Source organism: Kaistia nematophila (assembly GCF_026343855.1).
GTDB classification, from domain to species: Bacteria; Pseudomonadota; Alphaproteobacteria; order Rhizobiales; family Kaistiaceae; genus Kaistia; species Kaistia nematophila.
Genome location: NZ_JAPKNK010000013.1, coordinates 77,305 through 100,196, shown reverse-complemented (window position 1 = coordinate 100,196; position 22,892 = coordinate 77,305). Strand labels below are relative to the sequence as shown.

Genomic DNA, 22,892 nt, shown 5'->3' with positions numbered 1-22,892 from the left:
GACCTTCAGGTCACCGCGCCGATTTGCCATGGCACGAACTCATTGTCCCCAAACCCGAAATCTTCGCTGAGGGTATACTGGCCCGACGCGGTGGCGATGACGGCTTCGAAGATGCGCTGACCGGCCGCCTCGATCGTATCCTCGCCCGTGACGATGCCGCCGCAGTTGACGTCCATGTCATCCTGCATGTGCTCGTACATCTCGCTGTTGGTGGCAACCTTGATGCACGGCGCAGGCTTGAACCCGGAGACGGAACCGCGACCCGTCGTGAAGACGATGACGTTGCAGCCGCCCGCGACCTGCCCCGTTACCGCGACGGGATCGTAGCCGGGCGTATCCATAAAGACAAACCCGCTCTGGTTGATCGGCTCGGCATATTCATAGACCGCCTCGAGGGGCATGGTGCCGCCCTTGGCGACGGCGCCGAGCGACTTTTCCAGGATGGTGGTCAGGCCGCCCGCCTTGTTGCCATGCGAGGGATTGTTGTTGAGTTCGGCGCCGTTGCGCTCGGTGTAGTCGCGCCACCAGTCGATCCGGTCCATCAGCTTCTGCGCCACGGCCGGGGTGACGGCGCGGCGGGTCAAGAGGTGCTCGGCGCCGTAGATCTCCGGCGTCTCGCTCAGCACGGCGGTGCCGCCGTGGCGGACGATCAGGTCGGCCGCGTAGCCGAGCGCCGGATTGGCCGAAATGCCGGAATAACCGTCCGAGCCACCGCATTGCAGCGCCAGCTTCAGCCCCGAAAGCGGCACGGTGGTGCGCCTGGCGGCGTTGGCGATCGGCAGCATCTCGCGGATGATCTCGGAGGCGATCTCCACCGTCTTGCGCGCGCCGCCGAGGCGCTGGATCGTCATGGTGCGCAGCAGCGGCCCCTCCTCCAGACCGAAGCGCTCGAGGATCGGCTCGATCTGGTTGGTCTCGCAGCCGAGCCCGATCATCAGGATGCCGGCGAAGTTCGGGTGCTTGGCGTAGCCGCTCAGCGTGCGGGTCAGGTAGGTGTAGCCCTCGGCCTTGGTCGAGATGGCGCAGCCCGTGCCGTGCGTCAGCGCGACGACGCCGTCGACATTCTCGAACGCGTCGAGCGCGCCGCCGCGATTGAAGGCGTCGGCGATGGCGCGCGACACCGTCGCCGAGCAGTTTACCGAGGTGATGATGCCGATATAGTTGCGGGTGCCGACCTGGCCGTCGGCGCGGACATACCCCTCGAACGTCCGCCGCTCCGCTTCCGGCAGCAGCGGCGTCGGCCGCGCGTCGGCGGCGAAATCATGCGTCACGTCGCTGTCCTGCATGGCGAGATTGTGCAGGTGCACGTGGTCGCCCGGCTGGATGGCGGCGCTCGCCGTGCCGATCACCTGGCCATATTTCAGCACCGGGTCGCCGGCCTCGATCGGCTGGGTGGCGATCTTGTGGCCGGAGGGAATCTCGTCCCGCGCCACGACATTGCTGCCGGCGAGCACGGTGCCGGCGGGAATGACCGCGCGCGCCACACTCACATTGTCTTGCGGATTGAGTTGGATCGCAGGGGATGACGGCGTCGGCAGCGACATGATCATTTCCGTTAAAATGGTTATTGCGTGCATCAATCAATCATGTTAGACCTGCTCTAGTCAACAGAAAAACAACAATAATATTCCGGATATGGGAGCACTGTCGGCACGCCTGTGCCGCCAGAGATTGGATCTTCACGTAGATCTCGATCCAGGACGCACCAGTTCCAAACTTAAATTCCAGATATACGGGTCCGTTTCGATGCCTCATCGTTACGGAATGTGCGGGGTTGCGCCTTGTCATATGAGTTCGATTTCTCGTTCCTGAACGACTATCTGCCGGATCTGTGGCATGGAATCTGGCTGACGCTGGGAATGACCGTCGTTTCGATCGTTCCCGGCTTCGCGCTCGGCACCGGCTGCGCCATCGGCCGGCTTTATGGGCCGCCCTGGGTGCAGCGGATCGTGACCATCTATGTCGAGGGCATCCGCAACACGCCGCTGATCATCCAGGTGTTCTGGCTGTTCTTCGGGCTCGCCGTGCTGCAGGTGCGGGTCGGGCCGTTCCCGGCCGCCGTGATCGCGCTCGTCATCAATGTCGGCGCCTATACGGCCGAGATCATGCGCGCCGGCTTCCAGAGCATTCCGAAGGGCCAGATCGAGGCGGCGGCCTGCCTGGCGCTGAAGCCGAGCCAGAGCCTGTGGTCGGTGCAGCTGCCGCAGGCGGTCGAGCGGGTCTATCCGGCGCTCGTCAGCCAGTTCGTGCTGATGATGCTCGCCACCTCGATCATGTCGCAGATCTCGGCCGAGGAACTGACCGGCGTCGCCTACATGATCCAGTCCTTCACCTTCCGCGGCTTCGAGGTCTACCTCGTCATCGCCGGCGTCTACCTGGTGATGGCCTGCCTGCTGCGGCTGACGCTGCTCGGCGTCGCCCAGGTCTCGTTCCCGCGCCGCCGGCGCCTCGGCACGCCGCTCTAGCGCCGCCGAACCCGCTCCCTCCTCGACGCACGGATCCCGCCCATGTTCGGACTGACCATCGAGCAGATCGCCTTCCTCTTCCGCGGCGCCGGCTGGACCATCGTCCTGTCGCTGCTCGGCTTCGTCGGCGGCACGGTCGTCGGCCTGCCGGTGGCGCTGGCGCGCGCCTCGCGCCGCCGTGGCCCCAGGCTCGCCTCGGCCGCCTTCGTCCAGCTGGTGCAGGGCATCCCGCTGCCGGTCATCATGTTCGTCGTCTATTTCGGCATCTCGATCGGCGGATATGACGTGCCGGCGCTGATCGCCGCCGGCGCGGCGATGACGCTCTATTCCAGCGCCTATCTCGGCGAGATCTGGCGCGGCTGCATCCAGGCGGTGCCGAAGACGCAATGGGAAGCGGGCGAGTGCCTGGCGCTGACCAACACGCAGCGCTTCGTCTACGTGATCCTGCCGCAGGCGATGCGCATCGCCGTGCCGCCGACGGTCGGCTTCCTGGTCCAGATCGTCAAGAACACGTCCTACGCGGTGGTGATCGGCTTCTTCGACCTCACCTACTCGGCCAAGGTCATCAACAACTCGACCTTCATGCCGTTCACCGTCTTCACCATCGCCGCGCTGATCTATTTCGCCATCTGCTTCCCGATGTCGGTCATGGCGCGCCGGTTCGAGCGCCGGCTGAACCGGAGCTGAGGAGAGCCTCATGAACATCGCCGCCCCTTCGACGAAACATGCGACCGAGATCCCGAGCATGACCCGATCCAACGTCCCCCTCGTGCGCTTCCACGGCGTGCGCAAGAGCTTCGGCGAACTGGAAGTGCTGAAGGGGATCGACCTGGAAGTCGCCCCCGGCGAGGTGGTGGCGCTGATCGGCCGCTCCGGCTCCGGCAAGAGCACGGCGCTGCGCTGCGTCAACGGGCTGGAGCGGATCAATGCCGGCGAACTGACGGTCTGCGGCCGCGAGCTGCATGGCGGTAAGGTCGACCTGCGCGAACTGCGTCAGGACGTCGGCATCGTATTCCAGAGCTACAATCTGTTCCCGCACCTGACCGTCGAGCAGAACGTCACGCTCGCCCCGCGCAAGGTGCACAAGATCGGCGCCGGCGAGGCGCGCGACCTCGCCGCCCGCGTGCTGGCGCAGGTCGGCCTCTCCGACAAGGCGCAGAACTATCCCGAGCAGCTTTCGGGCGGCCAGCAGCAGCGCGTCGCCATCGCCCGCTCGCTCGCCATGCGTCCCAAGCTGATCCTGTTCGACGAGGTGACGTCCGCCCTCGACCCGGAGCTGACCGGCGAGGTGCTCAGGGTGATCGAGCAGTTGGCCTCCGAGGGCATGACGATGATGCTCGTCACCCACGAGATGGCCTTCGCCCGTTCGGTCGCCGACCAGGTGGTGTTCATGCACCAGGGCCGGGTCTGGGAGACCGGAACCGGCGACATGCTCGCCAATCCGCAAACGCCGGAGCTGCGCCAGTTCGTCGGCAACGGTCTCTGACCGGCGCCCCGGCGCCGGCACGATTTCTACCCAGTGGAGGAAGACCTATGAACATGAAACGTCTCGTCGGCGGCGTCGCCCTGACCTTCGCGCTCTGCGCCGGCGCGGTCTCGGCCCATGCCGACACGCCCGAGCAGATCAAGACGCGCGGCACGCTGCGCGTCGCCGTCGACATCAGCCATCCGCCCTACGGCATGCTCGACCCGCAGGCGAAGGCGATCGGCTCGGACATCGAGACGGCGCAGTTGCTCGCCGACGATCTCGGCGTGAAGCTCGAAGTCGTGCCGGTCTCGGGCGCCAACCGCGTGCCGTTCCTGCTCGCCAACAAGGCGGACATCGTCATCGCCTCCTTCTCGATCACCGAGGAGCGCAAGAAGGTCGTCAATTATTCCAAGCCGTACGGCGTGGTTCCGGTCGTCGTCTCGGCGCCGAAATCGGCCACGCTCGCCTCGACCGCCGACCTCGCCGGCAAGAACGTCGCCGTGGCGCGCGGCACCACCGCCGACATCGAGCTGACGCGCGCCGTCAAGGAAGCCGGCGCCGCCGCCAACATCGTCCGCTACGAGGACGAGGCGACCGCCAACACCGCCATCGCCACCGGCCAGCAGGACGTCCTCGCCGCCGCGCTCTCGACCGCCAATTCGGTCGCCGAGCAGAGCCCCGACAAGAACCTCGAGGTCAAGCTGACGCTCGCCGCCTACCCGATGGCGGTCGGCCTGCGCAAGAACGATCCCGAGCTCAAGGCCTGGATCGACGAATGGGTCGGCGCCAATCTGAAGAACGGCAAGCTGAACCAGATCTACGTCAAGTACTTCAACCAGAACCTGCCGGAATCCATCCCGGAATAAAGAGGCGATGCGGAGGGGCAAGCGCCCCTCCGCATTGATCCGGAGCGCAGCCGGCCGCCCGCGTCGCCGGCTGCCCACAGCAAGACAAACAGAGACAGCGACCATGACCCAGACCGGAGAGATCACCGGCACGACCCGCGTGCTCGGCATCCTTGCCGACCCGATCGCGCATGTGAAGGCGCCGCCCGGCATCAACCGCATCGCCCGCGCGCGCGGCCGCGACGCCGTCATGGTCCCCTTCCAGGTCGCCCCCGGCGATCTCGCGGCCTTCGCCGACGCGCTGCGCACGCTGAAGAGCTTCGACGGCGCCATCGTCACCGTGCCGCACAAGGGACCGATGGCCGCGCTCTGCGACGCGATCAGCCCGAGCGCGCGCGCCATCGGCGCCATCAACGTGATCCGCCGCGAGCCGGACGGCCGGCTGGTCGGCGACATGCTCGACGGCCACGGCTTCGTCGCCGGGCTGGCGGTCGCCGGCATTTCGATCGAGGGCCGCCGCGCCTATCTGGCCGGCGCGGGCGGCGCCGCCAACGCCATCGCTTTCGCACTCGTCGCCGGCGGCGTCGCGAGGCTGACGATCGCCAACCGCACCCGCGCCAAGGCCGAGGCGCTGCGCGAGCGCATCCTGACGCTGCACCCGCAGGCGACCATCGTCGTCGGCGACGACGACCCGAGCGGCCATGACCTTGTCGTAAACGGCACCTCGCTCGGCATGAGGCCGGACGATGCCGCGCCGCTCGACACGACACGGCTGACCGCGGACATGATCGTCGCCGAAGTGATCATGCAGCCGGTGATGACGCCGCTCCTGCAGTCGGCCGAGGCGGCCGGCAGCCGGATCCATCTCGGCAAGCCGATGCTCGACCAGCAGCTCGAGCTGATGGCCGATTTCCTGGGGCTGTGAGGCGCGGGCTGGCTGGGACGCTAGCGGGCGGGCGAGCGCCGGACGATCGGCGGCCGCTCCTCGAAATAATCGGGATATTGCTCGCGTATGCTGTCGAGGCGCGGCAGCAGGTCGCGAACATGCACGCGCATCGCCTCGCGCGCGTCCTCCGGGCGATGCTCGCAGATCGCCTCGACCACCGTCGTATGCTGGGCGACGACCCGCCGCGACGTGTCGAGCTCGGGCAGCGTCAGGTAGCGCACGCGGTCGAGATGGCCGCGCGCCTGCTCGACCGGACGGCCGAGACCGCGCAGGCCAGCCATCTCGCAGATCAGCCGGTGGGTCTCCTCGTCGAGCAAGTGGAATTCCGGCCATTTCTCCGCCTGCAGCGACGCGGCATGGCGCGCCAGCACGGCGCGCAGGCGGATGATGCCGTCCTCGTCGATGATGCGCGCCGCTCGCTCCGCCGTGGCGCATTCGATCGCCTCGCGAAGGAACTGCGCTTCCAGCAGCGCCTCCATCCGGATCGGCGCGATCACGGTGGTAAGCTGCGGATAGCTGATCAGCAGCCCCTCCTCCGCCAGGCGGATGAACGCTTCGCGCACTGGCGTCCGGCTGATCGAGAGCCGGTTGGCCACATCCTGCTCGGATATGGGCCGATTGGGCTTCAGCTCGAGCGAGATGATCGCCCGTCGCAAAAGTGCATAGACCTGAAGTGATGCCCGCCGTTCCCGACTGAGACTGGCGTCATCGAGAATCGCTCCGAGCGACTGGTTTGCCAATTCCATCTGCGTCCCGCCCTAATTTTTTTATTCGGCTTTTCGCGTCCCCGCCTGGCTGGATACGACGAATCTTAGAATGAAACCAAACGTTTCCGCCGTTCCTGCCGCGGAGGCATGCCGATTGTGCCCGCATATTGTCAATGTCAGTGGACTAGAATACTAGTGCCGAGACGCACAAAGAGGCAAACAGCGGCCCAATTGGCAGCCGGATCCGAGCGGTCCGGAGGTCATGGCAGAGGTCAGGCTGCGCGAAAATTCGCGGCGGCCGATCCGGCGGCTCTTCAACGCCCGCGCGCACCGGTCCCGGCCGGAGCATCCAACTCATGCCTCCGGGAGGAGGTCTTCGACCAAGGCGATGGAATGAACACCACACATCCTATGGCTCTCGCGACGGAGCGCCCGGTCCAGAACCGGGCATCGATCGGGACCCTTACGAACCCGACCATGTCGGATTGCCACAGCCAGGTGGTGTTGCGGTCGCGGCCGGAGGGGAATATGCCGCCTTCGACCGACCCGGCCGCTGCCGTGCCATGACGCGCCTCGCCATGACGCGCCACGCCGCCTCGACGATCCGCGCCCCGTAGCAGCCAGCCGCCGCTCCGCGCGATCTCGCCCTCCTACAGAGCCCACCAACAGCAGGCGACGGGATGATCTCATACTCGTTTGACTTCTCATTTCTCCTGGACACCTGGCCCGCCTTCCTGCGCGGCGCCTGGCAGACGATCCTGCTCGCGGGAGCGTCGATCGCCATCGGCTTCGTCGTCGCCCTGGTCTGCGCCATCATCCGTTCCGGCAAGAACAAGTGGGCGTCCGCGCTCGTCGGCGCCTATGTCGAGGTGATCCGCAACACGCCCCTGCTGGTCCAGATCTTCATCGTCTATTTCGGCCTGCCCAGCCTCGGGCTGCGGCTTTCGGCCGAGACCGCCGCCGTGATCGCGCTGGTGATCAACACCGGCGCCTATGGCAGCGAGATCATCCGCGCCGGCATCGAGTCGATCGCCAAGGGCCAGCTCGAGGCGGCGGAATGCCTCGGCCTCAACAAGCTGCAGGTCTACTGGCACATCATCCTGATCCCGGCCGTCGAGCGCGTCTATCCGGCGCTGTCGAGCCAGTTCGTGCTGCTGATGCTGTCCTCCTCGATCACCTCGCAGATCTCCGCGCAGGAGCTGACCGCCGAGGCGAACATGATCCAGTCGGAGACGTTCCGCTCGTTCGAGGTCTACCTGATCGTCGCGGCCGTCTATCTCGCCCTCTCCGTCCTCTTCCGCGTCGTCCTCTGGGCCATCGGCGAAGTCGCCTTCGTCCGCCGCCGCAAGCTGCGCACGTGAGGTGAGGTGAAGTCATGATCACGTTCTCCACCACCCATCTCATCTACCTCATCGAGGCGGCGCGCTGGACGCTGCTGCTGTCGGTGATCGCCTTCATCGGCGGCGGCATCGTCGGCCTGGCGCTGGCGCTCGGCCGCGTCTCGCAGTTGAAGTGGCTGCGCTGGATCTCGGCCGCCTACATCCAGATCATCCAGGGCACGCCGCTGCTGGTGGTGCTGTTCCTGGCCTATTTCGGCCTGTCGATCCTCGGTCTCGATATTCCGCCGATCGTCGCCGCCGGCCTGTCGCTGACGCTCTACACCTCCGCCTTCCTCGGCGAGATCTGGCGCGGCTGCATCCTGTCGGTGCCGAAGACGCAGTGGGAAGCCTCCAACTGCATCGGCCTCAACCGCATGCAGCAATATCGCTACGTGATCCTGCCGCAGGCCTCGCGCATCGCCATCCCGCCGACCGTCGGCTTCATGGTGCAGATCATCAAGAACACGTCGATCACCTCGATCATCGGCTTCGTCGAACTCGCGCGCGCCGGACAGATCGTCAACAACTCGACGTTCGAGCCGTTCATCACCTTCGTCTTCGTGGCGATCATCTATTTCGCCATGTGCTACCCCCTCTCCCTCGCCAGCAGACATTTCGAAAGGAAGCTCAATGTCGGTAAGTGAAGCAGCCGGCACGCGTCCCCGGAACGAAGCCGTTCCGGTCGCCGAGCCGATCATCGTCGTCGACAACGTCTCCAAGAGCTTCGGCCCGCTCCAGGTGCTGCATGGCGTCTCGCTCACCATCGAGCGCGGCACCATGGTCGCCATCGTCGGCCGCTCCGGCTCGGGCAAGAGCACGCTCCTGCGCTGCATGAACGCGCTGGAAGAGATCAATGGCGGCACCATCCAGGTATGCGGCAACCGCGTCGCCATGGAAGACCGCGCCTCGGTCAAGCGCCTGCGCTCCGAAGTCGGCATGGTGTTCCAGAGCTACAACCTGTTCCCGCACCTGACCGTGCTGCGGAACATCACGCTGGCGCTGACGGTCGTGCAGAAGAAGTCGCGCGCCGACGCCGACGCGATCGCCCACAAGGTGCTCGGCCTGGTCGGCCTCGCCGACAAGGCGGAAGCCTATCCGGAACAGCTCTCCGGCGGCCAGGCGCAGCGCGTCGCCATCGCCCGCTCGCTGGCGCTCTCGCCCAAGGTGCTGCTGTTCGACGAAGTGACCTCGGCGCTCGATCCGGAACTGACCGGCGAAGTGCTGAAGGTGATGGAGGACCTCGCCCGCGACGGCATGACCATGGTCCTCGTCACCCACGAAATGGCCTTTGCCCGCCGCGTCGCCGACATCGTCGTCTTCATGCACCAGGGCAAGGTCTGGGAGGCTGGCCCGCCCGCAGAGATTTTCGCGGATCCGAAGACACCGGAACTGCGGCAATTCCTGAGCAGCGGTCTCTGAGTTCTAACTGGAGGTAACAGAATGAAGTTCCTGACCCGCGTCGCGCTCGCCGCGACCATGGCGCTCGGCGTTGCCGGCGTCGCCAAGGCCGATCTCCTGGCCGACATCAAGGCCAAGGGCGAGATCGCCATCGCGATCGACCTCGGCGCGCCGCCATGGGGCATGACCGACGCCAACCTGAAGCCGGCAGGCGCCGACGTCGAAGTCGCGAACAAGCTGGCCGCCGACCTCGGCGTCAAGATGAAGCTCGTCGAAGTGACCGGCCCGAACCGCGTGCCGTTCCTGCTGACGAACAAGACCGACATCGTCATCTCGTCCTTCGCGATCACCCCCGAGCGCGCCAAGGTCGTCGACTTCGTCCCCTACTCGGTCAACCGCCTGATCGTGTTCGGACCGAAGGGCGTCGAGATCAAGTCGCTCGAGGACCTCTCCGGCAAGCGCGTCGGCGTCGTCCGCGGCAATTTGCAGGACACCGAGCTGACCAAGAAGGCCCCGGCCGACACCAAGCTCGTCCGCTTCGACGATGACGCGACCACCATCACCGCGCTGATGTCCGGCCAGGTCGACGCCATGTGCGCGCCCTACGGCATGTACCTGACGCTCGCCGAGCGCTACCCGGCCAAGGAGCTGGAGCCGAAGGCGGACGTCGTCCAGCAGCCGCTCGGCATCGGCCTGCGCCAGAACGAGCCGGAGCTGAAGGCCTGGCTGCAGGACTGGGTCAAGAAGGGCGCCGCCGATGGTTCGCTCTCGACCATCTTCGAGAAGTACATGGGCGCCAAGCTCGACCTGACCCCGTACCTCGCGGAAGCCAAGTAAGCGCGCCAGCGCCGCTAGGCACGAATCAAGAGGCCGCCGCGCATCCGCGTGGCGGCCTTTTTTTCATTTAGGACCGCCCCTGCCATCCTCGATCCGCATCATCCTGAGGCGCCGCCGCAAGGCGGCCTCGAAGGACGCAGAAAACCGGCTGCCGTCAGAGGCAAAAGCTCAGTTGACCAGGCCAGATCCCGGGCCGCAACGGCAGGCGAGGCGGACGCCGGGGCCCTCCCCTTCGGCGGGAATGAGGCGCACGCCGCCCCCCTCGAAGGCCCGCACCAGCAGCGCCTCGGTGGCGCGGTGAATCGCATGGCGATTGCACTCGAAGTCCTTGATTGTGCTGCGCGACACACCCGCGACATTCGCGAGATGCTCCTGGGTCCAGTTAAGCAGTCCCCGCGCCGCCCGACATTGCTCCGGAAGCAAATTCATCGTTTCAAAGCCTTGCCTAACCTCCCCCAAGTCAACCATAATGGGTGAGATCAGGCAATGGGGCCTGTGTAGGCGCGGGCCACGGCAGGTATGACGGACGACACATCGCTCATCTTGATGGTCGGCCTGCCATTTGCCGGAAGCTTGCTAGCGGCCCTGCTGCCCACCCATGCCCGCACCGCAGCGGCGGGACTGGCCGGGCTGGTCACGCTGATCTGCCTCGCCTCCGTGCTGATGCTCTATCCGCACGTCGCCTCGGTCAGCGCGGTCCGCAACGAGATCGAGTGGATCCCGGCGCTCGGCCTCAATTTCTCGCTCCGGATGGATGGCTTCGCCTGGATGTTCGCGCTGCTCGTCAGCGCCATCGGCCTGCTCGTGGTCATCTACGCGCGCTACTACATGTCGCCGGAAGACCCGGTGCCGCGCTTCTTCTCGTTCTTCCTTGCCTTCATGGGCTCGATGCTCGGGATCGTGCTCTCCGGCAACCTGATCCTGCTCGTCGTGTTCTGGGAACTGACGAGCATCTTCTCCTTCCTGCTGATCGGCTACTGGCACCACAATGCCGGCGCCCGTGACGGCGCGCGCATGGCGCTGACGATCACCGGCATAGGCGGCCTCGGCCTGCTCACCGGCGTGCTGCTGATCGGCCACATCGTCGGCAGCTACCAGCTCGACACGGTGCTCGCGTCCGGCGACCTGATCCGCTCGCACCCGCTCTATGTGCCGACGCTCTGCCTGATCCTGCTCGGCGCGCTGACCAAGAGCGCGCAGTTCCCGTTCCATTTCTGGCTGCCCAACGCCATGGCGGCGCCGACGCCGGTTTCGGCCTTCCTGCATTCGGCCACCATGGTGAAGGCCGGCGTCTTTCTGCTGGCGCGGTTCTGGCCGGTGCTCGCCGGAACCTATGAATGGTTCTGGATCGTCGGCTTCGCCGGCATGATGTCGTTCCTGCTCGGCTCCTATTTCGCGATCTTCCAGCAGGACATCAAAGGCCTGCTCGCCTATTCGACCATCAGCCATCTCGGCCTGATCACCCTGCTGCTGAGCCTCGGCAGCCCGCTCGGCGCCGTCGCGGCCATCTTCCACATGATGAACCACGCCACCTTCAAGGCGTCGTTGTTCATGGCCGCCGGCATCATCGACCACGAGACGGGCACGCGTGACATGCGCCGGCTGAGCGGGCTGTTCCGCTTCATGCCATTCACGGCGACGCTCGCCATGGTGGCGAGCGCGGCGATGGCGGGCGTTCCGCTCCTGAACGGCTTCATCTCGAAGGAAATGTTCTTCGCCGAGACGATCGAGACACATGCCAACTCGATCCTCGATACCGTCGCACCCTATGCCGCCTTCGTCGGCAGCGCCTTCGCGGTCGCCTATTCGGTCCGCTTCATCCACTCGACCTTCTTCGGCCCACCACCGACGGACCTGCCGCGCACGCCGCACGAGCCGCCATTCTGGATGCGCTTCCCGATCCTGCTGCTGGTGCTCGCCTGCCTCGTCGTCGGCGTCATTCCGGGCATCACCATCGGTCCATATCTGCACACGGCCGTCACCTCGGTGCTCGGCGCGCGCACGCCGGTATACAGCCTCGCCGTCTGGCACGGCTTCAACCTGCCGCTGATCATGAGCCTCGGCGCGCTCGCCGTCGGCCTCGTCCTGTTCGCGCTGCTGAAGAACTACCTCGCGACCTCGGAGGAAGGCCCGCCCTATTTCCGCCGCCTCAAGGGACAGCGCATCTTCGAGCGCGCCATGGTCACGGTTTCCTGGCGCTGGGCCCGCTTCCTCGAAGGCTGGCTCGGCACCCGCCGCCTGCAGCCGCAGCTTCGCTGGCTGGTGCTGGTGGCGCTGTTCGCTGCGATCTGGCCCCTCACCGTGCTCGGCTTCAACCGGGACAAGCTGACGCTCGCCGGCGCGGACCCGGCCTTTGTCGGCCTCTGGGCGATCGCCATCGTCTGCGCCATCGGCGCGGCATGGCAGGCCAAGTTCCATCGCCTCGTCGCGCTGACGCTGATGGGCGGCGCCGGCCTCGTCACCTGCCTGACCTTCCTGTGGTTCTCGGCGCCCGATCTCGCGGTCACCCAATTGCTGGTCGAGGTGGTGACGACGGTGCTGATCCTGCTCGGCCTGCGCTGGCTGCCGAAGCGCTCGCAGGAGATCGTCAACGGCGACGTCACGCTCGGCGCCAAGCTCCGCCGCTATCGTGACCTCATCGTCGCCGTCGCCGCCGGCGTGGGCATGATGCTCGTCTCCTATGCGATCATGACGCGCGCCGCGCCCGACACGATCTCCGACTTCTTCCTGCAGAAGGCCTATTCGGAAGGCGGCGGCCGCAACGTCGTCAATGTCATCCTGGTCGATTTCCGCGGCTTCGACACGATGGGCGAGATGACGGTTCTCGGCGTCGTGGCGCTCACCGTCTATGCGCTGCTGCGCCGCTTCCGCCCGGCCGCCGACAGCGTCGAATCGCCGGAACAGCAACGCATCCAGAACGCCGATGACGACGCGCGGCCCGACCGCAAGCTCGGCGACACCGTCAGCGACTACCTGCTGGTGCCCGCCGTCATCATGAAGTGGCTGTTCCCGGTGATCATCGTCTTCGCCGCCTACCTGTTCATGCGCGGCCATGACCTGCCCGGCGGCGGCTTCGCGGCCGGCATCGCGATGGCGGCCGCGTTCATCCTGCAATACATGGCCGCCGGAACGGTGTGGGTCGAGGACCGGCTGCGCGTGCTGCCGGTGCGCTGGATCGCGATCGGCCTCCTCCTCGCTGCCGTCGTCGGCTGCGGGTCCTGGGTGTTCGGCTATCCGTTCCTGACCTCGCATTCGCAATATGTCGATCTGCCGCTGATCGGCGCGGTTCCGTTCGCCAGCGCCCTGTTCTTCGATCTCGGCGTGTTCTCCCTCGTTCTCGGCGCCACCACCCTCATGCTGATCGCCCTCGCCCACCAGTCGATCCGCCGCCTGCGCGCGCCGCGGACGGCCCCGGCCACCAGCGAGGAGGCCGCCTGATGGAGCTCGTTCTCGCCATCGGAATCGGGGTCCTGATCGGCTCGGGCGTATGGCTGCTGTTCCGGCCGCGCACCTACCAGCTCATCATCGGGCTGTCGCTGATCGCCTATGGCGTCAATCTCTTCATCTTCTCGATGGGCCGGCTGAAGGTCGCCGCGCCGCCCGTGCTCGCCTCGGGAGCGCCCGTGAATCCTGCCGACTATGCCGACCCCATCCCGCAGGCACTCGTGCTGACCGCCATCGTCATCGGCTTCGCCACCGCCGCGCTGTTCCTCGTCGTGCTGCTGGTTTCGCGCGGCCTGACGGGCAGCGACCATGTCGACGGCCGGGAGCCCAACTGATGACGTGGCTCGATCATCTCGTCATCGTCCCGATCCTGCTGCCGCTCTTCACCGGCGCGCTGCTGCTGATGTTCGACGAACGGCGCCACCAGGTGAAGGCGGCGATCAACATCGTCTCCACCATCTGCCTCGGGCTGGTGGCGCTGACGCTGCTCGAAATGGCCGACACACCGACCGCCACGAACCAGGCGGCCGCCAGCGTCTACCTGCTCGGCAACTGGCCGGCGCCGTTCGGCATCGTGCTGGTGCTCGACCGGCTTTCCGCGCTGATGCTGGTGCTGACCGCGCTGCTGGCGCTGCCGGCGCTGATCTATTCGCTGGCGCGCTGGCACAAGAGCGGCCCACACTTCCACACCCTGTTCCAATTGCTGCTGATGGGGCTGAACGGCGCGTTCCTGACCGGCGACCTGTTCAACCTGTTCGTCTTCTTCGAGGTACTGCTCGCCTCGTCCTATGGGTTGATGCTGCACGGCTCCGGCCAGGCGCGCGTCAAGGCGGGCCTGCACTATATCGTCATCAACCTCGCCGCCTCGTCGTTGTTCCTGATCGGCGTTGCCATGATCTACGGCGTCACCGGCACGCTCAACATGGCGGATCTGGCCCTTCGCGTCGCCGCCGTGCCGTCCTCCGACCGGATGCTGCTCGATGCCGGCGCCGGCATTCTCGGCATCGCCTTCCTGGTCAAGGCCGGCATGTGGCCGCTCGGCTTCTGGCTGCCGACCGCCTACAACGCCGCCGCAGCGCCGGTCGCCGCCATCTTCGCCATCCTCTCCAAGGTCGGCATCTATGTGCTGATGCGGCTGTCGCCACTGCTCTTCGGAGCCGGCGCCGGCGATTCGACCGGCGTCGGCGACAACTGGCTTCTCGTCGGCGGCATGGTGACCATGGCCTTCGGCATCATCGGCGTGCTGGCCTCGCAGGCGAAGGGGCGGCTCGCGGGCTATTATATCCTGGTCTCGTCCGGCACGCTGCTCGCCGCGATCGGCATGGCCAATGCGCCGACCACGGCCGGCGCGCTCTACTATCTCGTCAGCTCGACCCTCTCGGTCAGCGCCTTCTTCCTGCTGATCGAGCTGGTCGACCGCGTGCAGGATCCGGCCGCCAACGTGCTCGCCGTCACCATGGACGCCTATGGCGACGACATGGAAGAGGAAGAGGCGGAGGAGGAGATCGGCGTCGCCATTCCCGCCACGCTCGTCATCCTCGGCATCTGCTTCGCGAGCTGCGGCCTGCTGCTCGCCGGCCTGCCGCCGCTCTCCGGCTTCATCGGCAAGTTCGCCATCCTGACGGCGGTGTTCAACCCGAACGGCCTCACCCAGGGCAGCACGCTCTCGCTCGCGAGCTGGGTCTTCGCCGGCCTGCTGGTGATCTCCGGCCTCGCGGCGATGATCTCGATCACCCGCTCGGGCATCCAGACCTTCTGGGCGCCGATCGAGGGCCGCGTGCCGCGCGTGCTGCTGATGGAAATCGCGCCGGTCGCCTTCCTGCTGGCGCTCTGCGCCGGCCTCACCATCTATGGCGGCCCGGTGATGACCTACATGGAGCAGACGGCGCAGTCGCTGCATTCGCCGCAGACCTATATCGAGGGCGTGATGCGCGCGCCGCGCGTCTTGCCGCCGGCGGCGGAGGTCGCGCCATGAGAAAGGTCCTGCCCTATCCGCTGCTGACGGCGTCGCTACTGCTGATGTGGCTGCTGCTCAACAAGTTCTCGCTCGGCCACCTGCTGCTCGGCGCCGTAATCGCCTATGGCGCCTCGTGGGCGATGACGGCCCTGCAGCCCTCAAAGCCGCGCATCCGGCGCTGGGACCTGATCCCTCGCCTCTTCTTCCTGGTGCTCGGCGACATCTTCCGCTCCAACATCGCGGTTGCCACCATCATCCTCAATGGCAAGCGCCGGCCGCGCAATCCGGGCTTCCTCACCATTCCGCTGCAACTGCGCGACCCGACCGCGCTGGCGGTGCTCTCCTGCATCCTGACCGCGACGCCCGGCACGGCCTGGATCGAAAACCACGCCGACACCGGCCGACTGATGATCCATGTGCTCGACCTGGTCGACGAACAGGCCTGGGTCGACCTGATCCGCAACCGCTACGCCCGGATGCTGTCGGAGATTTTCGAATGAGCGCGACGATCCTCCTCTGGTCCGTGACGCTGTCGCAGTGGATGCTGGTGGCGGCGATGGGCTGCGCCGCATTCCGCGTCATCCGCGGCCCGCGGGCGCAGGACCGCGTGCTCGGCCTCGACGCGCTCTATGTCGCCGCCATGCTGCTGATCCTCACTCTCGGCATCCGTTCCGCCAGCACGATCTATTTCGAGGCCGCCCTGGTGATCGCGCTGCTCGCCTTCGTCTCGACGGCGGCGCTCGCCAAGTTCCTGATGCGCGGCGAGGTGATCGAATGACCGGCCTCGACGATTTCCCGCTCTGGGCGGCGATCCTCGTTTCGCTGCTGCTGCTGCTCGGGTCCGGGCTGACGCTGCTCGGCACCATCGGCCTCGTGCAGTTCAAGAGCTTCTACGAGCGCATCCACGCGCCGACGCTCGGCACCACCTGCGGCGCCGGCGGCGTGCTGATCGCCTCGATCCTGTTCTTCTCGGTGCTGCAGTCGCGCCTCGCCCTGCACGAACTGCTGATCACCGTCTTCGTGACCGTGACGACGCCGGTGACGCTGATGCTGCTCGGCCGCGCCGCGATCTACCGCGACCGCATCGAGGGCAAGGCGGGTATGCCGGAATTCGACACCGGCGCGCCGCCGCCCCGCGACGAGGCGGTCGAGAAGGGCTGAGCGCGCGGCACAGCCGACACCCGGCCTGGTAGCAGGGTTCAACTCTGCGTCATCTTGACGTGCATCAATGCCGACCGACGGCGCTTGCCGTTAGCCTTGGCCCGTCCATCGGGTAGCAGGAGGTCCAGATGCCACGCATGAAAGCCGCCATCTTCGTCGAACCGGGGCGCATCGTCCTCGACGAGAAGCCCATTCCCGACGTCGGCCCGCGCGACGCGCTGATGCGCATCACCACGACGACGATCTGCGGCACCGACATCCACATCCTGAAGGGCGAATATCCCGTCGCCAAGGGCCTGACCATCGGCCACGAGCCGGTCGGCGTGATCGAGAAGCTCGGCTCCGCCGTCGAGGGCTACACCGAGGGCCAGCGCGTCATCGCCGGCGCGATCACGCCGAGCGGCCACAGCTATGCGTGCCTCTGCGGCTGCGGCTCGCAGGACGGCCCCGGCACCAAGCACGGCTTCAAGACCACCGGCGGCTGGAAGTTCGGCAACATCATCGATGGCTGCCAGGCGGAATACGTGCTGGTTCCGGACGCCGCCGCCAATCTGAGCCCGGTCGCCGAGGGGCTTTCGGACGAAGAGATCCTGATGTGCCCCGACATCATGTCGACGGGTTTCGCCGGCGCCGAGAGCGGCGGCGTCAGGATCGGCGACACGGTCGTCGTGTTCGCGCTCGGCCCGATCGGCCTCTGCGCCGTCGCCGGCGCCAAGCTGATGGGCGCCACCACGATCATCGGCGTCGACACCGTGCCGGAGCGGCTCGCCGTCGCGAAGAAGCTCGGCGCCGACATCGTCGTCGACTTCAAGAAGGGCGACCCGGTCGAGCAGATCATGGCGCTGACCGATGGCCGTGGCGTCGACGTGGCGATCGAGGCCCTCGGCACCCAGGGCACCTTCGAATCGGCGCTCCGCGTGCTGCGCCCCGGCGGCACGCTCTCCAGCCTCGGCGTCTATTCGAGCGACCTGAAGATCCCGCTCAGCGCCTTCTCGGCCGGTCTCGGCGACAACAAGATCATCACCTCGCTCTGCCCGGGCGGCAAGGAACGCATGCGCCGGCTGATGAACGTCGTCGCCTCCGGCCGCGTCGACCTGAAGTCGCTGGTCACCCACCGCTTCAAGCTCGACGACATCGAGGCGGCCTACGACCTGTTCGGCCACCAGCGCGACGGCGTGCTGAAGGTGGCGATCACGCCCTGAGCCCTGAGGCGGGCGTCCCCTCCGTCTCGGGTCGCCCGTCCCTTTTTAGCAGACCTTGACGGTGCGGATGCCGAGGAGCTGGCCGAGCTTCTCGATCCGGTCGGCGATGTGGCCGACGCCGATCGCGCAGTGATGCGCCGGGCATTCGGCGTTCCACGTCTCGACGAACTTCCGTGCGCCGATCGAGAAGCGATAGCGGCTGTTGGTGTTGCCGATCTCGAGGATCGGGCCCGGCACCGATTCGGCTTCGGCCACCACCAGCTTCAGCCCGCCGGCGCCGTCCTCGGCGACCGAAAGCAACGTCACCGGGCCATGCTTCACCGACATCTCGACGCTGACGCCCGAGCCGACCTTGCCGTGATAGACCTTGAGCGGCCGGACCTTGGTCTTGCCCTCGGCGATCCTCGTATGGCCGGGGCCGTCATGGCCCATCAGCACGATGTCGTCGTTGAAATCGATGCCGTAGTACTCGGTGAACGAACCGCCGATGCCGAACGTATCGAGGATCTTCATCGCCTGGGCGTTCTTCACCTCATACTCGCCCGCCACCGGCACGCCCCGCGCCGTCAGGTAGGAGCAGCCGAGGATGACCGAGGAGATGACGTCCTCGTGGTCATGGCCGGGCGTCGATTCGTAGTAATAGGCGAGCGAGCCGAGCTTGTGCTTCGCCACCAGCCGGTCGAGCGCGACAGACGTCCGCGCCGCGCGAAGAAGCTCGGCCGGGTCGCAATCGGGCTGGATGTCGAATTCGGCGCGGAACGCGTCGACGCGGGCGGCCGCCTCCAGCTCCGTCACCGATTTCCGCAACGCCGCCAGCTCGTCGATCTCGACGATTTCGAGATGGCCGCCGAAGGTCGCGACCTGCGCCGTCGTGTCGGAATAGATGTCGAGCATGCCGTTATAGTAGCGGCCCATCAGGCCGAGGCGGTTGTGCGACATGACATAGGCGACGCGCGCCGCCTCGATCCAGGCCTCGATCTCGCGGTCGACATGCGGGTCGCCGTCGAGCACGCCGGTCACCTGGTGGAAATCGATGCCGGCGCGGCGGAAGACGTTGGCGATCTCCGGCACCGGGCAGGCCGCGCAGAAAGCGAGCCATTCGCCGGTCATCTTGGTGCGGTCGTCGAGCGCGTTGAAGGTCGCATAGTCGATCGCCGCCTCCGGCTGCAGGTTCAGGATGACGACCGGCACCTTGGCCCGCTGCACCACGGGCAGCACGGTCGAGGAGACGGCATAGGTCGTCACGTGCAGGAAGATCAGGTCGACATCGGCGGCCCGCAGCTGGTGGCCGGCATCCATCGCCTTTTCCGGGTCGTCGATCAGGCCGAGATTGACGATCTCGACGCCGGGACGCGCCAGCTTTTCCGCCACCCGCTCGATATAGCCGCGCAGGCGCGGCTCAAGGCCGGCGAATTGCGGCCAGTAGGCGTTGAGGCCGATGCCGAACAGGCCGACCTTGAGCGTGTCATGCGCCATTTCTTCTTCCTCAATCCGCCAGCAGGGACCGGACGCGGTCGGCAAGCGCCTCGCCCAGGATGCGATGCGCTTCCGCATCGAGATGAATGCCGTCGACCTCGCTCGAGGTGATCACCGAGCCGGCGTCGAACAGCGCGACATCGCGGGCCGCCGCGGCGCGGGCGAACTCGCCGGCGAGCTTCCGCGACTTTTCCGTGCCGCCATCGAACATTTCCTTCAGCCAGCCGAGTTTCGAGATCGGCGCCGGCACGACGAGCAGCACCCTGGGCGCCCTGCCCTGCGGCCCCGTCGCCGAACCGAGCACGATATCGGCGAGGCGGCCCGCGCCGTCGGCGATGTCGCCGGCCTGCATCGAAAGCCGCGCCTTCAAATCGTTGGTACCGAGCTTGATGATGACGAGGTCGAGCGGCATGTGCGTCTCGATCGCCACCTGCAGGAAGCGGGCGCCGTTCTTGTGATGCCCCTCGACGGGGTCGTCGACGCAGGTGGTGCGGCCGTTCAGCCCCTCGGCGATCACCTGCACGCCGTCGCCAAGCGCCTTCTGCAGCACGCCCGGCCAGCGCACGTCTGGCGCGAAGCGGCCGCCGACGCCGCGCTCGGGCTGCGGCTCGGCGCCCCAGCTGTTGGAATCGCCATAGACGAGAACGGTTTTCATGGGGGTTTCCTCGGCACCAGCCATCTCAATTCTCACCTTCAATTCTCAAGAGGGAGACTCAATAAATCTGCGAAACCGGGCCTGAATGCGTGCCTCGGGCCCTGCCTCCGACCTCTCCCCACCCTCGCCGTCATCCCTGCGAAAGCAGGGATCCAGACGGCCGGAAACCAGGAACCCTATCGTCGGAGGCTTCCGCTGCATGGATCCCTGCTTTCGCAGGGATGACGGAGCATTGGCGCCCCACGTTCAGTCTCTCCGGCGGCGAAGAAAGCTAAGAAAGCCCCTCACCCCACCCTCTCCCGCCGGCGGGCGAGGGCTTTTCCGGCGGCGCGGCGGAGGCGGCGAGACCGGCTCGACCTGCCCCCTCTCCCGCTCGCGGGAGAGGGTTGGGGTGAGGGTCTACCCGCCGTCCGCGCCCTCAGTTCGCCCGATACCGCGCCAGCACGTCGGCGCGCGGCTCGGCGCCGTGGCCGGGACGGTTCGGCGCCGAGATCAGACCGTTCTCATGCCAGAACGGCTCGTCGATCAGCTCGAACTGCATCGGCCCCGGCAGCGGCTTCAATTCGAACAGTTCCGCCGTCTTCGATGCGAGCGAGAGATGCAGGCTGGCGCCGGTCAGCACCGCCGTGCTCCAGGCATGGGCGTTGACCACCTTGCCGGCCGCCTCGATAACAGCGGCCGCCTTGCGGAAGCCGGTGACGCCCTCGATGCGGGCCGGATCGAGGCCGAGCACGTCCGCGGCGCCCGTGTCGAGCCAGCGCTGGTAGCCGGCGACCGTGAATTCGCGCTCGCCGACCGCGACCGGCGTCGAGATCGCCGCCTTCAGCGCGACATGATCGGCGACCCGGCTCGGCAGGAACGGCTCCTCGATCCAGGCAATGCCGGACTCTTCCAGGCGCTTCACGGTTCGGATGGCGGTGTCGAGGTCCCATTTCGTGCCGTTGCCGGCATCGACCATGATGCCGGCTTCCGGCCCGATCGCCGCGCGCAGCGCCGCGACCAGCGCGACGTCATAATCGGGATCGCGCCCGGCCCTCGACAGGCCGCGCTTGGCAAGGCCGAGCTTGGTGGAGCGGAAGCCGCCGGCGATGTGGCCGGCGATGTCGCGCACGCTGTCCTCGATCGTCGCCTGGTTGACGTGCAGGCTCGCGCAGACCGGCAGCGACTGGTGATGGCGGCCGAAGAGATCGACCAGCGGCTTGCCGGCTTCCTTCGCCTTGATGTCCCAGAGCGCCATGTCGAGCGCCGAGATCGCCATCGAGGCGATACCGCCCTCGCCATACCACCAGCAATGGTCCTTCATGGCCTGCCAGCAGCCCTCGACGTCGGCAAGATCGCGCTCGGCCAGCAACGGCAGCAGCCCGTCGCGGATCACCGTCTCGGTGGCCCGCAAGGCTTCCGGCCACATGGCGATCGCCTCGCCCCAGCCGGAAATCCCGGCCGTGGTGTCGAGGCGGACCAGCAAGGTCATCCGGTCGTGATTGAAGTCGTTCGGCTCTGGCCAACGCAGCACAAAGCACTCAGCCCCGCCGAGGCGCATGCGATTTCCTCCCATGGTCGCGCTTGCCGCGCGATCGATTGCAGCAAGGCTAAATTCAAAACCGGGAGGCCGTCAATCGAATTGGTCAGGCCAATTATTGCAAAGTGACCCTTGCGTGATCCGGAATGTCGTGCCAGTTTTGCCGCCAAGAAATTGGCCTTACCAATTCAAAACGCTCTTTGAGGGAGGAGACTTTTCAATGCACGCTCGGACTCCGTTCCACGCCATGCGCCGCGTCGCCAGCTTCGCGGTCATGTCGCTTTTGCTCGGCAGTGCGGCCTATGCCGAGGATTTCCACGGCTTCGACCCGGCGAAATTCGACGGCGCCATGCTGAGCGCCGACCAGCTCAAGGCGATGGTCGCCGACGCCACCGCCGCCCATAAGCCCAACAACGGCAAGAACCTCGTCCTCGGCTTCGCCAATCTGCAGCGCGACGTGTCGTTCTGCCTGAAGGTCGAGAACGGCATGGTCGAGAACGCCAAGGCCGCCGGCGTCGACCTGCAGATCACCGACAACCGTCTCGACGGCGCCACAGCGCTCGCCAATGCGCAGAGCTTCCTGCAGCGCCAGGTCGACCACGTCACCGAGTTCCAGACCGACGCCAATTTCGGCGCCACCATCATGCAGCAGATGAACGAGGCCAACACCAAGGTGGTGGCGATCGACATCCCGATGCCGGGCGCGACCTTCTTCGGCGCCAACAACCCGCGTTCGGGCTTCATGGGCGGCGCCTATCTCGGCCAGGCCGCGATCGCCAAGTTCGGCGCCGACAAGGTCAAGCAGGGCTTCTTCGTCGTCGGCGAGCTGCCGCAGTCGGGCGCGATCCCGGCCATGCGCACCGGCGGCCAGGTCGCCGGCTTCAAGGCCGCCGTCGAAGGCTTCTCGGACGATCACGTCATCAAGATCGACACCAAGAACACGCTCGAAGAGAGCTTCACCCAGATGAACAACGTCATCGGGCGCATTCCCGAAGGCGCGCCGATCATGGTGACGGCGATCAACGACCAGGCGGCGACCGGTATGCTGCGCGCCGTCAAGCAGGCCGGCCGCGAGGCGGACCTGATCGTGGTCGGCATGGGTGCCGACGAAATCCAGACCATGATCGACGAACCGGCCTTCGTCTCGTCGGTAGGCTACTTCCCCGAGCGCTATGGCAACTACCTGATCCCGCTCGCGCTGATGCAGCTGGCCGGCAAGGAAGTGCCGGACACCGTCCTGGTCAACCACGTCATGGTCACCAAGGACAATGTCTGCAAGTTCTACGACAAGTTCGCCTGCGCCGATGGCAAGGACCCGATCCAGTTCACCTTCCCGCAGGAAGCCTTCGAGAAGCATCTGGCCGAGATCCGCACGCTGCCGGACCTCGCCGACTACCAGAACCTGATCCCGACCAACTGATCGGCTGGCGGGC

Annotated in this window: 23 protein-coding genes; 17 read left to right on the top strand and 6 right to left on the bottom strand. The window is 66.5% G+C overall.

The features are described from left to right. Nucleotides 1–5 precede the first annotated feature (5 nt). Entirely contained in the window at nt 6–1,538 is a 1,533-nt protein-coding gene (locus OSH07_RS22440; protein ID WP_420909671.1) for a UxaA family hydrolase, read from the bottom strand. 243 nt (nt 1,539–1,781) lie between these two features. Between OSH07_RS22440 and OSH07_RS22435 the strand changes: the two genes are divergently transcribed. From OSH07_RS22435 to OSH07_RS22415, 5 genes are all read left to right on the top strand, one after another. Beyond that, entirely contained in the window at nt 1,782–2,465 is a 684-nt protein-coding gene (locus OSH07_RS22435; protein ID WP_266340935.1) for an amino acid ABC transporter permease, read from the top strand. A gap of 42 nt (nt 2,466–2,507) precedes the next feature. Beyond that, on the top strand, nt 2,508–3,152 hold the full coding sequence (locus OSH07_RS22430; RefSeq protein WP_266340934.1) for an amino acid ABC transporter permease: 645 nt from the start codon (nt 2,508–2,510) through the stop codon (nt 3,150–3,152). A 58-nt stretch (nt 3,153–3,210) separates the two neighbouring features. Next, the gene (locus OSH07_RS22425) at nt 3,211–3,951 is read left to right on the top strand and encodes an amino acid ABC transporter ATP-binding protein (RefSeq protein WP_266340980.1); all 741 of its coding nucleotides are present in this window, start codon (nt 3,211–3,213) and stop codon (nt 3,949–3,951) included. 47 nt (nt 3,952–3,998) lie between these two features. Continuing rightward, nucleotides 3,999–4,799: a transporter substrate-binding domain-containing protein gene (locus OSH07_RS22420; RefSeq protein ID WP_266340933.1), complete on the top strand. Its 801-nt coding sequence runs from the start codon at nt 3,999–4,001 to the stop codon at nt 4,797–4,799. A 103-nt stretch (nt 4,800–4,902) separates the two neighbouring features. After that, the gene (locus OSH07_RS22415) at nt 4,903–5,703 is read left to right on the top strand and encodes a shikimate dehydrogenase family protein (protein ID WP_266340932.1); all 801 of its coding nucleotides are present in this window, start codon (nt 4,903–4,905) and stop codon (nt 5,701–5,703) included. A gap of 20 nt (nt 5,704–5,723) precedes the next feature. Here the strand turns inward: OSH07_RS22415 and OSH07_RS22410 are convergent, their stop codons facing one another. Next, complete coding sequence (locus OSH07_RS22410) at nt 5,724–6,470, bottom strand: GntR family transcriptional regulator (RefSeq protein WP_266340931.1); 747 nt, start codon at nt 6,468–6,470, stop codon at nt 5,724–5,726. 644 nt (nt 6,471–7,114) lie between these two features. Between OSH07_RS22410 and OSH07_RS22405 the strand changes: the two genes are divergently transcribed. Genes OSH07_RS22405 through OSH07_RS22390 form a run of 4 tightly spaced genes read left to right on the top strand, consistent with a single transcriptional unit; the run spans nt 7,115 to nt 10,045 of the window. Next, the gene (locus tag OSH07_RS22405; protein ID WP_266340979.1) at nt 7,115–7,792 is read left to right on the top strand and encodes an ABC transporter permease subunit; all 678 of its coding nucleotides are present in this window, start codon (nt 7,115–7,117) and stop codon (nt 7,790–7,792) included. A gap of 14 nt (nt 7,793–7,806) precedes the next feature. Continuing rightward, the gene (locus tag OSH07_RS22400) at nt 7,807–8,454 is read left to right on the top strand and encodes an amino acid ABC transporter permease (protein ID WP_266340930.1); all 648 of its coding nucleotides are present in this window, start codon (nt 7,807–7,809) and stop codon (nt 8,452–8,454) included. After that, complete coding sequence (locus OSH07_RS22395) at nt 8,441–9,229, top strand: amino acid ABC transporter ATP-binding protein (protein ID WP_277614375.1); 789 nt, start codon at nt 8,441–8,443, stop codon at nt 9,227–9,229. The genes OSH07_RS22400 and OSH07_RS22395 overlap by 14 nt, the downstream gene beginning before the upstream one ends. A 21-nt stretch (nt 9,230–9,250) precedes the next feature. Then, on the top strand, nt 9,251–10,045 hold the full coding sequence (locus OSH07_RS22390; RefSeq protein WP_266340929.1) for a transporter substrate-binding domain-containing protein: 795 nt from the start codon (nt 9,251–9,253) through the stop codon (nt 10,043–10,045). Nucleotides 10,046–10,213: 168 nt separating this feature from the next. On the opposite strand, the gene OSH07_RS22385 is transcribed toward OSH07_RS22390, so the two are convergent. Beyond that, nucleotides 10,214–10,474, bottom strand: coding sequence for a helix-turn-helix transcriptional regulator (locus OSH07_RS22385; RefSeq protein ID WP_266340928.1), 261 nt, complete (start codon nt 10,472–10,474; stop codon nt 10,214–10,216). Between the two features lie 90 nt (nt 10,475–10,564). On the opposite strand from OSH07_RS22385, the gene OSH07_RS22380 reads away from it, so the two are divergent. The 7 genes from OSH07_RS22380 (at nt 10,565) to OSH07_RS22350 (ending at nt 17,809) form a co-directional block, all read left to right on the top strand. Further along, nucleotides 10,565–13,483, top strand: a complete 2,919-nt coding sequence (locus tag OSH07_RS22380; protein ID WP_266340927.1) for a monovalent cation/H+ antiporter subunit A — start codon at nt 10,565–10,567, stop codon at nt 13,481–13,483. Continuing rightward, complete coding sequence (locus tag OSH07_RS22375) at nt 13,483–13,824, top strand: Na+/H+ antiporter subunit C (RefSeq protein ID WP_266340926.1); 342 nt, start codon at nt 13,483–13,485, stop codon at nt 13,822–13,824. The genes OSH07_RS22380 and OSH07_RS22375 overlap by 1 nt, the downstream gene beginning before the upstream one ends. Next, nucleotides 13,824–15,464 carry a monovalent cation/H+ antiporter subunit D gene (locus OSH07_RS22370; protein WP_266340925.1) on the top strand — a complete coding sequence of 547 codons (1,641 nt, stop codon included), beginning with the start codon at nt 13,824–13,826 and terminating at the stop codon, nt 15,462–15,464. Before OSH07_RS22375 ends, OSH07_RS22370 begins: the two co-directional genes overlap by 1 nt. After that, a complete protein-coding gene (locus tag OSH07_RS22365) occupies nt 15,461–15,946 on the top strand; it encodes a Na+/H+ antiporter subunit E (protein WP_266340924.1) in 486 nt (161 codons plus the stop codon). Before OSH07_RS22370 ends, OSH07_RS22365 begins: the two co-directional genes overlap by 4 nt. Beyond that, entirely contained in the window at nt 15,943–16,224 is a 282-nt protein-coding gene (locus tag OSH07_RS22360; protein WP_266340923.1) for a K+/H+ antiporter subunit F, read from the top strand. The genes OSH07_RS22365 and OSH07_RS22360 overlap by 4 nt, the downstream gene beginning before the upstream one ends. Next, the gene (gene mnhG / locus OSH07_RS22355) at nt 16,221–16,607 is read left to right on the top strand and encodes a monovalent cation/H(+) antiporter subunit G (protein ID WP_266340922.1); all 387 of its coding nucleotides are present in this window, start codon (nt 16,221–16,223) and stop codon (nt 16,605–16,607) included. Before OSH07_RS22360 ends, mnhG begins: the two co-directional genes overlap by 4 nt. A gap of 128 nt (nt 16,608–16,735) precedes the next feature. After that, nucleotides 16,736–17,809: an NAD(P)-dependent alcohol dehydrogenase gene (locus OSH07_RS22350; RefSeq protein WP_266340921.1), complete on the top strand. Its 1,074-nt coding sequence runs from the start codon at nt 16,736–16,738 to the stop codon at nt 17,807–17,809. Between the two features lie 45 nt (nt 17,810–17,854). Here OSH07_RS22350 and OSH07_RS22345 read toward each other — a convergent pair whose 3' ends face one another. The 3 genes from OSH07_RS22345 to OSH07_RS22335 all read right to left on the bottom strand — a co-directional run bounded on the left by OSH07_RS22345 (nt 17,855) and on the right by OSH07_RS22335 (nt 21,453). Further along, nucleotides 17,855–19,285 (bottom strand): arabinose isomerase, encoded by a 1,431-nt coding sequence (locus tag OSH07_RS22345; protein WP_266340920.1) that lies wholly within the window; start codon nt 19,283–19,285, stop codon nt 17,855–17,857. A gap of 10 nt (nt 19,286–19,295) precedes the next feature. Next, the gene (locus OSH07_RS22340) at nt 19,296–19,940 is read right to left on the bottom strand and encodes an SGNH/GDSL hydrolase family protein (RefSeq protein WP_266340919.1); all 645 of its coding nucleotides are present in this window, start codon (nt 19,938–19,940) and stop codon (nt 19,296–19,298) included. 418 nt (nt 19,941–20,358) lie between these two features. Next, nucleotides 20,359–21,453 carry a mandelate racemase/muconate lactonizing enzyme family protein gene (locus OSH07_RS22335; RefSeq protein WP_266340918.1) on the bottom strand — a complete coding sequence of 365 codons (1,095 nt, stop codon included), beginning with the start codon at nt 21,451–21,453 and terminating at the stop codon, nt 20,359–20,361. Between the two features lie 226 nt (nt 21,454–21,679). On the opposite strand from OSH07_RS22335, the gene OSH07_RS22330 reads away from it, so the two are divergent. Further along, the gene (locus OSH07_RS22330; protein WP_266340917.1) at nt 21,680–22,879 is read left to right on the top strand and encodes a sugar ABC transporter substrate-binding protein; all 1,200 of its coding nucleotides are present in this window, start codon (nt 21,680–21,682) and stop codon (nt 22,877–22,879) included. Nucleotides 22,880–22,892: the final 13 nt, after the last annotated feature.

Coding starts and splice junctions, on each gene's coding strand:
- OSH07_RS22430 (WP_266340934.1), top strand. CDS start 2,508: ATGTTCGGACTGACCATCGAGCAGATCGCCTTCCTCTTCCGCGGCGCC.
- OSH07_RS22425 (WP_266340980.1), top strand. CDS start 3,211: ATGACCCGATCCAACGTCCCCCTCGTGCGCTTCCACGGCGTGCGCAAG.
- OSH07_RS22420 (WP_266340933.1), top strand. CDS start 3,999: ATGAACATGAAACGTCTCGTCGGCGGCGTCGCCCTGACCTTCGCGCTC.
- OSH07_RS22415 (WP_266340932.1), top strand. CDS start 4,903: ATGACCCAGACCGGAGAGATCACCGGCACGACCCGCGTGCTCGGCATC.
- OSH07_RS22410 (WP_266340931.1), bottom strand. CDS start 6,470: ATGGAATTGGCAAACCAGTCGCTCGGAGCGATTCTCGATGACGCCAGT.
- OSH07_RS22400 (WP_266340930.1), top strand. CDS start 7,807: ATGATCACGTTCTCCACCACCCATCTCATCTACCTCATCGAGGCGGCG.
- OSH07_RS22395 (WP_277614375.1), top strand. CDS start 8,441: ATGTCGGTAAGTGAAGCAGCCGGCACGCGTCCCCGGAACGAAGCCGTT.
- OSH07_RS22390 (WP_266340929.1), top strand. CDS start 9,251: ATGAAGTTCCTGACCCGCGTCGCGCTCGCCGCGACCATGGCGCTCGGC.
- OSH07_RS22385 (WP_266340928.1), bottom strand. CDS start 10,474: ATGAATTTGCTTCCGGAGCAATGTCGGGCGGCGCGGGGACTGCTTAAC.
- OSH07_RS22380 (WP_266340927.1), top strand. CDS start 10,565: ATGACGGACGACACATCGCTCATCTTGATGGTCGGCCTGCCATTTGCC.
- OSH07_RS22375 (WP_266340926.1), top strand. CDS start 13,483: ATGGAGCTCGTTCTCGCCATCGGAATCGGGGTCCTGATCGGCTCGGGC.
- OSH07_RS22370 (WP_266340925.1), top strand. CDS start 13,824: ATGACGTGGCTCGATCATCTCGTCATCGTCCCGATCCTGCTGCCGCTC.
- OSH07_RS22365 (WP_266340924.1), top strand. CDS start 15,461: ATGAGAAAGGTCCTGCCCTATCCGCTGCTGACGGCGTCGCTACTGCTG.
- OSH07_RS22360 (WP_266340923.1), top strand. CDS start 15,943: ATGAGCGCGACGATCCTCCTCTGGTCCGTGACGCTGTCGCAGTGGATG.
- mnhG (WP_266340922.1), top strand. CDS start 16,221: ATGACCGGCCTCGACGATTTCCCGCTCTGGGCGGCGATCCTCGTTTCG.
- OSH07_RS22350 (WP_266340921.1), top strand. CDS start 16,736: ATGCCACGCATGAAAGCCGCCATCTTCGTCGAACCGGGGCGCATCGTC.
- OSH07_RS22345 (WP_266340920.1), bottom strand. CDS start 19,285: ATGGCGCATGACACGCTCAAGGTCGGCCTGTTCGGCATCGGCCTCAAC.
- OSH07_RS22340 (WP_266340919.1), bottom strand. CDS start 19,940: ATGAAAACCGTTCTCGTCTATGGCGATTCCAACAGCTGGGGCGCCGAG.
- OSH07_RS22330 (WP_266340917.1), top strand. CDS start 21,680: ATGCACGCTCGGACTCCGTTCCACGCCATGCGCCGCGTCGCCAGCTTC.